This window comes from Citricoccus zhacaiensis (genome assembly GCF_014645315.1).
In the GTDB taxonomy this organism is placed as follows: domain Bacteria; phylum Actinomycetota; class Actinomycetes; order Actinomycetales; family Micrococcaceae; genus Citricoccus; species Citricoccus zhacaiensis.
Genome location: NZ_BMLQ01000003.1, coordinates 42497 through 54030, shown reverse-complemented (window position 1 = coordinate 54030; position 11534 = coordinate 42497). Strand labels below are relative to the sequence as shown.

Below are 11534 nucleotides of genomic sequence, written 5' to 3'. Positions count from 1 at the left end.
AAGGTGACGCGCCGCCGTCGTTGTTCTGGCGTCTCAGCGGTTGAGGAAGTGCACCAGAGTGCCGATGGCGAAGGACGAAGCGGCCAGCGAGGCGCAGCCGAACTCCACGAGGATGCCGAGTCCCATGGACTTCAGCGCCTCCCAGGAGGATCGCGCAGCGGCCTTGAAGTCGCGGCGCCGGGCGAACTCCGCCGCCAGCAGGCCCACGGCGAAGCCGACGAAAAGCCCGACCACGGGGATCACGAACATGCCCACGATCGCGCACACCACCCCCACCAGGACGGGGCCGTTCGGAATCTGCTCGCGTTTCATCTTCCGGCCGGTCAGTACTGCTGAAGCGCTCAGGCCGGCGATGGCCAGGCCCGCGCCGATGATCGCGGCGGTCCAGGCGGCGGGCGAGCCGAGGACCCAGGCCCAGCCGATGAGCGTAATGACGGTCAGGATGGAACCGGGCAGGATCGGGATGATGGTGCCGAGCACGGCCACCACCAACAGCAACCCGGCGATGACAGTGGTGATGATCTCGTAGTCCACGTGCCCAGTATGGTGCCGGCATCGCCCCTCCCCGAAACGGGCCCGGCAGGCTAACGTCGAATCATGCTCATCGGCGTCCCCACTGAAATCAAGAACAACGAGTTCCGCGTCGGCCTCACCCCCGTCGGCGTCACGGAGCTCGTCCACCACCAGCACGAGGTCATGGTCCAGTCCGGGGCCGGGCTCGGCTCAGGCACCCCGGACGAGGACTACCGGCAGGCCGGGGCGCGGATCGTGCCCTCGGCCGAGGAGATCTGGGACCAGGCCGACCTGGTGCTCAAGGTCAAGGAGCCGGTGGGCCCCGAATGGCACCTGATGCGCCGGGGACAGACGCTGTTCACCTACCTGCACCTGGCCGCTGATCCGAAGCTCACCCACGCCGTGCTCGAATCCGGCACCACGGCCATCGCCTACGAGACCGTCACCCGCGGGCGCGCACTGCCACTCCTGGCCCCCATGAGCCAGGTCGCCGGACGCCTCGCTCCCCTGGCCGGCGCCTACCACCTGACCCAGGCCCAGGGAGGCTCCGGCATCCTCATGAGCGGCGTGCCCGGAACCCGGCGGGCCCGCGTGGCGGTGATCGGGGCCGGCGTCGCCGGGGAGGCCGCCGCCGTGGTCGCCGCCGGCATGGGCGCCGACGTGACCGTCCTGGACATCAACCTCAACCGCCTCACCGAACTGGACACCGCGCACCAGGGGCGGTTGCACACGCTGGCCTCCTCGAAGATGCACATCGCCGAGACCGTGGCGGATGCCGACCTGGTGATCGGCTCGGTGCTCATCCCCGGCGCGGCCGCCCCCAAGCTGGTCACCGCGGACATGGTGGCGTCCATGCGCCCCGGCTCCGTGCTCGTGGACATCGCGATCGACCAGGGCGGCTGCTTCGAGAACTCCCGGCCCACCACCCACCAGGAACCGACCTTCCGGGTGGGTGAGCAGATCTACTACTGCGTGGCCAACATCCCCGGGGCCGTCCCCCAGACCTCGACGGCGGCCCTCACCAACGCCACGCTGCCCTACATCCTGCGGATCGCCGACCACGGCTGGCGTGAGGCACTCGCCGCGGACGAGGGGTTGCTGTCCGGGCTGAACGCCCACGAGGGCGTCCTCACCCATCAGGGGGTCACCGACGCCGTGGCCGGACCGCTGGGGCTGGACCCGCAGCTGGACTACCGGCCGGCGTCGGACGTGGTGTCCGCCTGAATCCGGGCCGCCCGGTGGGCCCGGCGCTGGGCACGCGAGGCCCGCAACCGGGCGAGGCCTCCCGTACGCCACAGGATCAGCACCACGACGCCGGCCAGCGCCAGGACCAGCGCGAGCAGCGCCACCGGGCTCGCCAGGGCCGTGGTGATGACCGCCCAGACGACGGCCATGCCGATGGTCCCGTAGATGATGCCCCAGATCAGGGATCCGAGCAGGGCGGCGGGGAGGAACCGGCGCCAACTCATGCGGGTCACGCCGGCCGTACCGATGACCGCGGTCTGGATGCCGACCGTCAGGAAGCAGAAGGGGATGGCCCAGGGCCCCCAGCGGTCGATGAACCGCATGGCGCGCAGGTAGACCGGGCCGGACATGTAGCGGCGCAGGGCCGTGTGCTCGGCTCCGGCGGCGATTCCCCGGCCGAGGGCGTACGTGGCGGTGGAGCGGCACATGGCGCCGCCCCAGAACAGGAGGATGGCCCAGACCAGCGGCAGGGAGGCGATCCAGTCCATCATGGGGCAAGTCTAGGCGCCAGCCTCGTCTAGGCTCAGGGGTATGAGTCAGACGCGAACCGCCCGACGCCCGCTCCTTGCCACTGCGGCCCTGACCGCCGTGCTGTCCCTCGGCCTGACCGCCTGCGGACCGAGCGGCAGCGAGGACTCCGAGAGTCCCACCCCCTCCCCGAGTGACACCGCCAGCGCCAGCGCGTCGGCCACTGAGTCGATGCCGGCGACGGAGTCAGCGTCGCCGAGCGATTCTGCCACCGCCTCGCCCTCGGCCAGTTCGACCCCGTCCGGTTCGGCCTCAGCTTCAGGTTCCGCCTCCGCATCCGAGACCGCCCAGGGCGCCACGGAGGCCACCGTGTACTGGGTGGCGATGGACAACCTCGAGGGCATCGAATTCCCGGGGTGTGGGGACAGCAGCCTGATGGAGTCCACCGCACCGGTCTCGGGTGCCGGAGACGTCGGGGATCCATCCTTCGTGGAGGCCGGCCTCCAGGTGCTGATGGACCAGACCGAGTACGAGGTCGGCTCCGGACTGACCAACTCGCTCTACCAGTCCGATCTCGAGGTCACGGAGATCTCCATCTCCGGCGACACCGTGACCGTGGACCTGTCCGGCACCCCGATCTCCTCAGGCACCTGCGACGATCCGCGCATCATCGCCCAGCTGGAGAACACCGCCCTGGCCAATGCCGGCGTCTACACCGCCGAGATCCTCCTCGAGGGCACCCCGATCCAGGAGGCTATGAGCCAGAAGGGCTCCTGACCGCGGGCGGGGCCTTCTCCTATCGGAGTGCCGGAACCAGGCCCTGTCCCTCGAGGACCTGACCGAGCCAAGGGGCCATCGACTCGGCATACGTTGAGGTGAGGTGGTTCTTGTCCCGCCACACCACCACCGTTCCGATGACCGCGGGGCAGGTGCCGTCCGGGCAGATGCCGCCGACCACGTCCAGGGGAACCGCGGACGCGGCACGCTCCAGAGCCTCCCGCTGCTGCTCTGACCCCGAGGGCTCGGCCTCGTTCTCGGCGAAGCCGCACTCCTGGACATAGGTGTCCGGGCGGGTCTCGATGCACTCCGGGATGTTGTAGCCGGGAATCGGCGGGTCGATGATCACGCCGACCGGGATCCCGCTCTCCGCCAGCGCGTTCCACGCTGCGGCGTGGCCCTCCGGCACGGACCTCTGGTCCTCGGGTGACTCGTAGGTGAAGGACGACGTCAGGACGAGGTCATAGTCCCCGGCCCGCAACTCCTCCATCACCCCGGCGTTCCACTGCTCGCACTCAGAGAACACGTCTCCCTCCAGCAACACCTGGCCACCGGTGAGTGGGCAGGAGGACTTCAGGTAGGTGCGGACCTGCCAGCCGTTCTCCGCGGCCAGCCGATTCACGGCGGCCTGCCACTGGGCCGCATGGGAGTCGCCGGTCAGGGCCACGCGGAACTCCGCGTCATCCGGGCCATAGGTGCAGGCGCGTGGATCGGTCTCCCGATCACTCTGCACGCAGTCCTGCGCGTAGGCCTCCGGCAGGTCGAGGTCAACGGTGTCCGCCCCGGGCAGCAGCGCCTCGAGCGGAGTGCGGCCCAAGGCAGCTTCCGGATCCGCCTGCAGCAGCTCACCCCCGAGCAGCGCCGGTCCCACCCCGGAGCCCTCGGTGCCGTGGTCGCCTTCGGCGGCTTGGCCCGACGGAACCGGCTGGTCCGGCTCGCCCGCCTGGTCCTCTACGCCCCGCTCCGACTGCTCCGCTGCAGCCTGGTCCAACGCCTCCGCATAGGTGGGTGGCTGCCAGCCATGGGGGCCGGTTCGGGATGTGGCGATGTCCAGGGACGCCGTCCCGACGATGACCGCCAGCGAGGCGGCGAGACCGACCTGGATCGCCTTTCCGGGGGGCCGCACGACGGTCCACCGCTGGAACGGCTTCTCCACCCACCGGTAGCTGGCCCAGGCCGGCAGGAAGGCCAGGGCCGCCGTCATCAGCCCGATGTACCAGGGCAGTCCGCCGAAGAGGAACGTGGCCATGACGATCAGCGGCCAGTGCCACAGGTACAGCGAGTAGGAGAGGTCCCCGACGACGGTCACGGGACGCAGGGACAACAGCGAGCCGACGCCGACGCGCTCCTGGGCATTCAGGCCGGAGACGATGACGGCCGCAGCACCGAGGGTTGGCACCAGGGCCGCGACGCCGGGGAAGGACGTCGCTCCGCTGAAGGAGACGCCGGCCCCGATCATGGCGGCCAGTCCGGCCCAGCCCAGGGACAGGGTCCACCGCCGGGGCAGGTTCGCCAACCGGGTGGCGAACAGGGCCAGGAGCACGCCCATCCCGAGCTCGTGGACGCGGGTGGTGGTGGCGAAGTAGGCCATCCCCGGATTCACCGCCGTGAGGTGCAGGGAGTGCACCAGTGAGCCGATGAACAGGACCACCGCGGCCCCCACGATCCACTGGCGCTGGAGCACCGCGAGACTGGACGCGGCACGGTGCCGGGACCTGCCGCCGTCGGGACGGTCCTGACGGGCGTGACGCCACCCGGCGATCACCAGGACGAGGATGAGCACCAGGGGCCAGAGCAGGTAGAACTGCTCCTCCACGGCGATCGACCAGTAGTGCTGCAGCGGGCTGGCGGCCTCGTCCTGGCGCAGGTAGTCCGTGGACCCCTGCCCGAGGATCCAGTTGACCACGAACAGCACACTGCCCGTGGCCTCGGTGGCGATCGCATCCCAGCGGGAGCGCGGCAGGATCGCCAGGGTCAGCAGCACCGTGCCGGTCAGGGCCACCAGGGCCGCAGGGAGGATGCGCCGGACACGCCGCCCGTAGAAGTCCACGAGGTCCAGCCGGCCGTGCTCCCGGATGCGGGCGAGCAGCCCGGACGTGATGAGGTAACCGGAGATGACGAAGAAGATGTCCACGCCCACGTACCCACCGGGGGCGAACGGCAGGCCAGCGTGGTAGAGGAGGACGAGCAGCACCGCCAGGGCACGGAGTCCCTGGATATCGGACCGGAACCGGGTGCCTGGGTGAGGCGCTGTGGAACCTGGTGACACGACTTCTCCGACTCTGCTGGAACGCGAAGTACTCTATCCGACCGACGCTGAACCGACACTGAACCGACGTCGAAGGGCGGGCTCCGGTCAGCGGATCACGTGTTCCAGGAAGTAGCGGTGGAAGGACCAGTCGCCGGTGACCTCCGGGTGGAAGCTCGTGGCCAGCAGGCTCTCCTGCAGCACGGCCACGGGGACCGGTCCGGCTTCTGCCGGCCGTTCGGATTCCAGTCGCGACGTCGGCACGCTCGCCAGCACCTGCACGTCCGGTCCCGCGCGCAGCACCGCGGGGGCCCTGATGAAGACAGCGTGCACGGGGTCCCCGGAGACTTCCGGCACCTCGAGGGCGGTCTCGAAGGACTCCACCTGCCCGCCGAAGGCATTGCGCTGCACGGTGATGTCCAGCCCGCCGAAACTCTGCTGCCCCGCGATCGGGTTGGCGATCGTCTCGGCCAGCATGATCATCCCGGCGCACGTGCCGTAGACGGGCAGGCCCTCCCTGATCGCCTGCCGGACGGCCGAAGCCACGCCGAGCAACCGGGAGAGCTTGTCCATCACGGAGGACTCTCCGCCGGGGATGACCAGGCCGTCCAGCCCGGCCACATCGGCTGCCGAACGCACCGGGCGAACCCGGGCGCCGAGCGCGGTCAGCACCCGCACGTGTTCGGCCACGTCCCCCTGGAGGGCGAAGACCCCGACGAGACTCCCGGTGCCGTCCCCGCCCGTCACCGGTGCATCCTCCGACCCACTGTCCTGCCTCGCGCGGCAGGGTGAGCGCTCACCAACCGCGGTCGGCGAGGCGGTGCGGGGCGGGCAGGTCGCCGACGTTGATGCCGACCATCGCCTCACCGAGACCGCGCGAGGCCTCGGCGACCGCGCCGGCGTCGTTGTACTGGGCCGTGGCGCGCACGATCGCGGCGGCGCGGGCCGCGGGGTTGCCAGACTTGAAGATGCCCGAGCCCACGAAGACGCCGTCCGCGCCGAGCTGCATCATCAGCGCGGCATCGGCGGGCGTGGCCACGCCGCCGGCGGTGAAGAGCACCACGGGCAGCTTGCCCTCGCGGGCGACCTCGGCCACCAGCTCGTAGGGCGCCTGGAGCTCCTTGGCGGCCACGTACAGCTCGTCCTTGCTCAGCGCGGACAGCTTCGCGATCTCGCCGCGGATGGTGCGGATGTGCTTGACGGCCTCGGAGACGTCCCCGGTGCCGGCCTCGCCCTTGGAGCGGATCATGGCCGCGCCCTCGGTGATGCGGCGCAGGGCCTCGCCGAGGTTGGTGGCGCCGCAGACGAAGGGGACGGTGAAGTCCCACTTGTCGATGTGGTTGATGTAGTCGGCCGGGGAGAGGACCTCGGACTCGTCGATGTAGTCCACCTTGAGCGCCTCCAGGACCTGGGCCTCCACGAAGTGGCCGATGCGGGCCTTGGCCATGACCGGGATGGAGACGGCCTCGACGATCCCGTCGATCAGGTCCGGATCGGACATGCGGGCCACACCGCCCTGGGCGCGGATGTCCGCGGGGACGCGCTCGAGGGCCATGACGGCCACGGCGCCGGCGTCCTCGGCGATCTTGGCCTGCTCGGCGGTGACCACATCCATGATCACGCCGCCCTTGAGCATGTCCGCCAGGCCGCGCTTCACCCGGGCGGTGCCGGTGCGGGGCGAGCCCTGTCCGGAATCGGCGATGGAGCCCGGGGCCGGGGTGGAGGCGTCTGAGGTGTAGGAACCGATGGCGGACTCGGTGGGCTCAGTGGATTCAGGGGTGTTGTTCATGGTGTTCCTTTGCGGGTGCGGCCGGCCGGGGTGGAGGGGATCACACCGGTGCTCTCGGGTAGAGAATCTACCCGCACCAGGACCGGGTGCGGCGTGTTCGGTGTTCGCCGGTGACGAAGCGTGACGCCCGACTGAGGTCTCAGGCGTTCCAGAGCCCGTAGGAATCGGCCAGGTCGGCGATCTTCTGCGCGCGGGCCAGGCGGGGCAGGTAGGAGCCATCGCCCACGGAGGCCCCGGCCTGGTGCGCCTGCAGCATGTCCACGGCCCAGGAGACCTCGTCCTCGGACGGGGACAGGGCCAGGTTGATGGATTCGACCTGCTCGCGGTTGAGGCACAGTCGCCCGGTCATGCCCATGGACTGGGTGGTGCGGGAGGACTCGACCACCGTGGCGTTGTTGTCCGCCGCGCCGGGAGGGCCGTCGATCGCGCCGGGCAGCTTGCCCACGCGGGAGGCGATGACCAGCCGCGAGCGCGCGTAGGCCATGGCCATCGGGTCGTCCGAGATGCCGGTGTCCTTGCGGAAGTCATTGGTGCCGAAGGCCAGGCGGAACGTCCCGGGGGCCTTGGCCACGGCGGTGGCGTTGTCCAGCCCGACGGCCGTCTCGATCAGGGCGATCACCGGGGTGCCGGCGCGCAGCCGCATGGCGGTCAGCGTGACCTGCTCGGGCTCCTCCGCCAGGGCCAGCATGACACCGCGCAGCCCATCCGCTCCGGACAGGGCCTCCAGGTCCTGCTGCCAGTCATCGGTGTCGATCCCGTTGATCCTGACCCACGCGGACATGCCGCCGTTGAGAGCCTCCACCACGTTGGCGCGCGCGGCGTCCTTCTGATCGGCCGGGACCGCGGCCTCCATGTCGAACAGCACCGAGTCCGCCTCGGAGGCGAGCCCCGGGGCGAAATCCTCCGGCTTCGCCGCGTTCACCAGCAGCCAGGAACGGCTCAACTTGGCGGGCAGGGCGGCGGCACGACGGTTACGCAAGGGCATGGATCCCAGCCTACCCGCGCACCGGACGCCCCGGGTAAGCCTGACTAGGGTTGGGCCCATGGCCGAAGAGATCCCCATCCTCACCCGCAGCTCGACCGTCGGGCCGCTCGACGAGGCCGAGCGGAAGACCTTAACCGGTCTCCGCGGCCTCCCCGGCCTCGCGGCGGTCGGCACCCCTGCGCCCGCCAGCTCCCCTGCACCCGCCGGACAGCCGAGCACGACGCCGGACGCCACCGTGGTGTTGGACGGCACCACGGTGCGGCTCGGGCCGGTGGCCACCGCGGCGGTGCTCGAGCTGCTCGGCCGGCTCGCCTCGGGCGCGGCGGTGACGGTGTCCGAGCAGGACCGGTGGCTGAACACCTCACAGGCGGCACGGCTGGCCGGGGTCTCCAACACCTACCTGCGTCAACTGGCGGACCGCGGCGAGATCCCGGTGACATACCGGGGGACGCACCGGCGGATCCACCCCGATGACGTCCTCGCGTGGGTGCGGCAACGCGGCAGCGGCGAGGCGGGGAGGGCGGAGTACGATAGTCAGGATTCCCCGCCGTAACCCTGCCGTTCAGGAGTTCCATGACCTCGCGACGCCGACCGGACCACGCGTCCGGCCACCCGGCCCTGCGCCGGACCGCCGCGGGACTGACAGCCGCACTGGCCGCCGTCGTGCTTGCCGGGTGCTCGATCTTCCCTTCCTCCAACGAGACACCGACCGACCAGGACGGCACGGCCCTCCCCGAGGCGAACGCGAACGGCTATGCGGAACTGCCGCTGTACTTCGTGGCGCTGAGCGGGGACTTCCCCCCGGCGACCACGGGCCGGGACGTCGCCTGCCAGGACCTGCTGGTCCGCGCCTCGTCCGTGCCGGTCAAGACCGAGGACCGGGTGGGTACCGCGGTCGGCTTCCTGATCGACGACGAGCAGTACAGCCACGGCGACCCGGCCATCACCAACTCCCTGGACCCGTCCGAGGACGGCCTGCTCTACTCCTCCAGCCGCGTGGAGGGTGACACCGTGACGGTGGAGCTGACCGGGGACGTGGTGACCCGCAGTCAGTGCGAGTCGTTCCGCATCCGGGCTCAGCTCAACCGCACCGCGGCAGCGGCGGCCGGGGTGGAGAACGCGGAGATCTTGGTGAACGGCGTCCGGATCGAGGAGATCCTCGGCCTGCCCGAGCTGGAGCTGGGCGAGGAGTTCACCACTCCGGCGGGCGAGCCGGCGCCCGATGAGGGATCGCTCGGCACGGAGGACACGGAGGGTGCCGCGCCCGAGGACGGGACCGGCGATTCCGACGAGCTGGATGAGATCGGCGACCCCAACCAACTCAACGGCGCTCAGGGCTGATCGGGACTGATCTGAGCTGTTCCGGGGCTGAACCTGTGCTGATCCAGCACGGCGCGAGTCCCGCTCCGGCCTGCCGCCACCCCTTCCGCCGCGACTCGGCCCGTTGTTAGCATCGGCCTCATGGCCGGCCCTTCAGCGTTCCTTTCAGACCGCGCACGCGGCGTGAAGCAGTCGGCGGTGCGGGATGTCTTCGACCTCGCCATGACCCCCGGGGTCATCTCGCTGGCCGGGGGCAACCCCTGGCTGGACGACCTGCCCTTGGCCGACCTCGGCATCATCGCCGAGGAACTCGTCGCCCGGCAGGGCCACCTCAGCCTGCAGTATGGCGCCGGCCAGGGCACCCCCGAACTGCGGGACGCGGTCTGCTCCGTGATGGCCGCGGACGGGATCGCGAGGGCGGATCCGGAGCACGTGGTCATCACGCCGGGCTCCCAGGCGGCCATCGACACCGCGGCGCGCATGCTCGGGAACCCGGGGGACGTCGTCGTGATGGAGGACCCCACGTTCGTGGGCGCCCTGAACACCTTCAACACGTGGGAGCTGGACGCCGTGACCACCCCCACGGATGACGAGGGGCTGATCCCGGCGATGTTGCGCACCACCCTGCGGGAGTTGCGCGCCGCCGGGCGCCGGGTCGCCTTCCTCTACACGATCCCCTCCTACGCGAACCCCTCCGGGGCGCTCATGCCAGCCGAGCGGCGCGAGGAGGTCGCCCGGATCTGCCGCGAGGAGGACGTCCTCATCGTGGAGGACAACGCCTACGGCCAGCTCGGCTTCGAGGACGGCCCCGTGGCTCCGATCGCCGCCGCCCACCGCGACCAGGTCATCTACCTCGGCACCGTCTCCAAGATCTTCTCCCCCGGCGTCCGCATCGGCTGGGCGCTGGTGCCGCCGGCGCTGCTGCGCGAGTTCTACCTCTCGGCGGAGTCGGCCTTCGTGTGCCCGCCGGTGTTCAGCCAGATGCTCTCCACGGCGTTCCTCACCCGCTTCGACTGGCAGGCCCACGTGGCCCGTTGCGCCGCCGAGTACGCCCGCCGCTGCGACGCCCTGGTGGACGAGATGGAGCAGTCCCTGGACCCGCGCGTGACCTGGACCCGGCCGGCCGGCGGCTTCTTCGTCTGGTCGCGGATGCCGGACGGGCTGGACACGCTGCCCCTGATGCACACGGCGGCGGAGGCCGGAGTCGTGTTCGTCCCGGGCGGCGCCTTCACCCCCGACGCCGGCCCCCACCCCCACTTCCGGCTCGCGTTCTCCTTCGTGGCACCGGAGACGCTGCGCGAGGGCGTCCGCCGGCTGGCGCCGGTGCTCAACGGGGCCCTGCCAGACGCCCCGTGATCGGCAGCCCTGGAGCGCACCGAGATCCCGGTCCCACCGGTGTGACGCCCGAGCGTCACGTTGCACCCAAAGGCCCTATGGGCATAGGTATATGCGTCGCGGCCCGTTACAGTGGTGCGGATCACCGATTCGCCCGGTGCAGCAGCCCAAGGCAGTAGACCGAGGCAGCAGACCACAGCCGGGCGTCCGGCAGGAAGGATGACCACATGTCCCTGCGCAATGCGCTGCTGGCCCTGCTCACCGTGGAGCCCATGACCGGCTATGACCTGGCCAAGCGCTTCGGCTCCTCCGTGGGCAACGTGTGGCACGCCCCCGATTCCCAGATCTACCCGGAGCTGCGCCGGATGCTGCAGGACGGGCTCCTGGAGTCCGAGGAGGTCCCCTGGGGCCGCAAGGGACGGAAGATCGAGTACACCATCACCGAGCAGGGCCGCGTGGCCTTCGGCGAGTGGATGGACTCAGACCTGCAGTGGACCCGGGACCGAGACCCCATGCACCTGCGGGCTGCCTACTTCGAATACGCCACCCCGGACCGCGCCCGCGACCAGTTGGCGGCCTACCGGGAGCACATCCTGCAGCTCCGCGGGCAGTGGCAGCAGCAGATCGACGAGGTCATCGCCGGCACCTCGGAGACCCTCAACCGCCGGCTCGAGACCGTCCCCGCCTCCCAGCACCGCCGCACCACTGCCTTCAAGAGGTTCACCTACGAGGGACTCGTGGACCGCGCGGACGTGGAGATCGCCTGGGCCGAGCGGGGGCTGAAGCTCCTGGACGAGTTGGACGACCTGGATGCGCAGGACGAACTGGGCGCCCTGAGCGCCCAGGACGCCTAA

At 70.6% G+C, this 11534-nt stretch carries 12 protein-coding genes; 6 read left to right on the top strand and 6 right to left on the bottom strand.

Annotation, left to right across the window (positions count from 1 at the left end):
• Nucleotides 1-33: 33 nt before the first annotated feature.
• A complete protein-coding gene (locus IEX49_RS05845) occupies nucleotides 34-534 on the bottom strand; it encodes a DUF456 domain-containing protein (protein ID WP_188805165.1) in 501 nt (166 codons plus the stop codon).
• Between the two features lie 63 nt (nucleotides 535-597).
• On the opposite strand from IEX49_RS05845, the gene ald reads away from it, so the two are divergent.
• Nucleotides 598-1737, top strand: a complete 1140-nt coding sequence (ald, locus tag IEX49_RS05840; protein ID WP_188805163.1) for an alanine dehydrogenase — start codon at nucleotides 598-600, stop codon at nucleotides 1735-1737.
• On the opposite strand, the gene IEX49_RS05835 is transcribed toward ald, so the two are convergent.
• Nucleotides 1704-2249: a DedA family protein gene (locus IEX49_RS05835; RefSeq protein WP_188805161.1), complete on the bottom strand. Its 546-nt coding sequence runs from the start codon at nucleotides 2247-2249 to the stop codon at nucleotides 1704-1706. The two genes, ald and IEX49_RS05835, sit on opposite strands and share 34 nt — an antisense overlap.
• Before the next feature lie 40 nt (nucleotides 2250-2289).
• On the opposite strand from IEX49_RS05835, the gene IEX49_RS05830 reads away from it, so the two are divergent.
• The gene (locus IEX49_RS05830) at nucleotides 2290-3003 is read left to right on the top strand and encodes a GerMN domain-containing protein (protein WP_188805159.1); all 714 of its coding nucleotides are present in this window, start codon (nucleotides 2290-2292) and stop codon (nucleotides 3001-3003) included.
• A 19-nt stretch (nucleotides 3004-3022) separates the two neighbouring features.
• Here the strand turns inward: IEX49_RS05830 and IEX49_RS05825 are convergent, their stop codons facing one another.
• The 4 genes from IEX49_RS05825 to IEX49_RS05810 all read right to left on the bottom strand — a co-directional run bounded on the left by IEX49_RS05825 (nucleotide 3023) and on the right by IEX49_RS05810 (nucleotide 8025).
• Complete coding sequence (locus IEX49_RS05825; RefSeq protein WP_188805157.1) at nucleotides 3023-5272, bottom strand: acyltransferase family protein; 2250 nt, start codon at nucleotides 5270-5272, stop codon at nucleotides 3023-3025.
• A gap of 87 nt (nucleotides 5273-5359) precedes the next feature.
• The gene (gene pdxT, locus IEX49_RS05820; protein ID WP_188805154.1) at nucleotides 5360-5998 is read right to left on the bottom strand and encodes a pyridoxal 5'-phosphate synthase glutaminase subunit PdxT; all 639 of its coding nucleotides are present in this window, start codon (nucleotides 5996-5998) and stop codon (nucleotides 5360-5362) included.
• Nucleotides 5999-6047: 49 nt separating this feature from the next.
• Nucleotides 6048-7040 (bottom strand): pyridoxal 5'-phosphate synthase lyase subunit PdxS, encoded by a 993-nt coding sequence (pdxS, locus tag IEX49_RS05815; RefSeq protein WP_268237703.1) that lies wholly within the window; start codon nucleotides 7038-7040, stop codon nucleotides 6048-6050.
• 139 nt (nucleotides 7041-7179) lie between these two features.
• Complete coding sequence (locus IEX49_RS05810; protein WP_188805153.1) at nucleotides 7180-8025, bottom strand: HpcH/HpaI aldolase/citrate lyase family protein; 846 nt, start codon at nucleotides 8023-8025, stop codon at nucleotides 7180-7182.
• A gap of 58 nt (nucleotides 8026-8083) precedes the next feature.
• Between IEX49_RS05810 and IEX49_RS05805 the strand changes: the two genes are divergently transcribed.
• The 4 genes from IEX49_RS05805 (at nucleotide 8084) to IEX49_RS05790 (ending at nucleotide 11534) form a co-directional block, all read left to right on the top strand.
• Nucleotides 8084-8578 (top strand): helix-turn-helix domain-containing protein, encoded by a 495-nt coding sequence (locus tag IEX49_RS05805; protein ID WP_188805151.1) that lies wholly within the window; start codon nucleotides 8084-8086, stop codon nucleotides 8576-8578.
• A 20-nt stretch (nucleotides 8579-8598) separates the two neighbouring features.
• Nucleotides 8599-9366 carry a GerMN domain-containing protein gene (locus IEX49_RS05800; protein ID WP_188805149.1) on the top strand — a complete coding sequence of 256 codons (768 nt, stop codon included), beginning with the start codon at nucleotides 8599-8601 and terminating at the stop codon, nucleotides 9364-9366.
• Between the two features lie 120 nt (nucleotides 9367-9486).
• Nucleotides 9487-10701 (top strand): aminotransferase-like domain-containing protein, encoded by a 1215-nt coding sequence (locus tag IEX49_RS05795; RefSeq protein ID WP_188805147.1) that lies wholly within the window; start codon nucleotides 9487-9489, stop codon nucleotides 10699-10701.
• A gap of 206 nt (nucleotides 10702-10907) precedes the next feature.
• Entirely contained in the window at nucleotides 10908-11534 is a 627-nt protein-coding gene (locus IEX49_RS05790; protein ID WP_188805145.1) for a PadR family transcriptional regulator, read from the top strand.

Coding starts and splice junctions, on each gene's coding strand:
- ald (WP_188805163.1), top strand. CDS start 598: ATGCTCATCGGCGTCCCCACTGAAATCAAGAACAACGAGTTCCGCGTC.
- IEX49_RS05835 (WP_188805161.1), bottom strand. CDS start 2,249: ATGATGGACTGGATCGCCTCCCTGCCGCTGGTCTGGGCCATCCTCCTG.
- IEX49_RS05830 (WP_188805159.1), top strand. CDS start 2,290: ATGAGTCAGACGCGAACCGCCCGACGCCCGCTCCTTGCCACTGCGGCC.
- pdxS (WP_268237703.1), bottom strand. CDS start 7,040: ATGAACAACACCCCTGAATCCACTGAGCCCACCGAGTCCGCCATCGGT.
- IEX49_RS05810 (WP_188805153.1), bottom strand. CDS start 8,025: ATGCCCTTGCGTAACCGTCGTGCCGCCGCCCTGCCCGCCAAGTTGAGC.
- IEX49_RS05805 (WP_188805151.1), top strand. CDS start 8,084: ATGGCCGAAGAGATCCCCATCCTCACCCGCAGCTCGACCGTCGGGCCG.
- IEX49_RS05800 (WP_188805149.1), top strand. CDS start 8,599: ATGACCTCGCGACGCCGACCGGACCACGCGTCCGGCCACCCGGCCCTG.
- IEX49_RS05795 (WP_188805147.1), top strand. CDS start 9,487: ATGGCCGGCCCTTCAGCGTTCCTTTCAGACCGCGCACGCGGCGTGAAG.
- IEX49_RS05790 (WP_188805145.1), top strand. CDS start 10,908: ATGTCCCTGCGCAATGCGCTGCTGGCCCTGCTCACCGTGGAGCCCATG.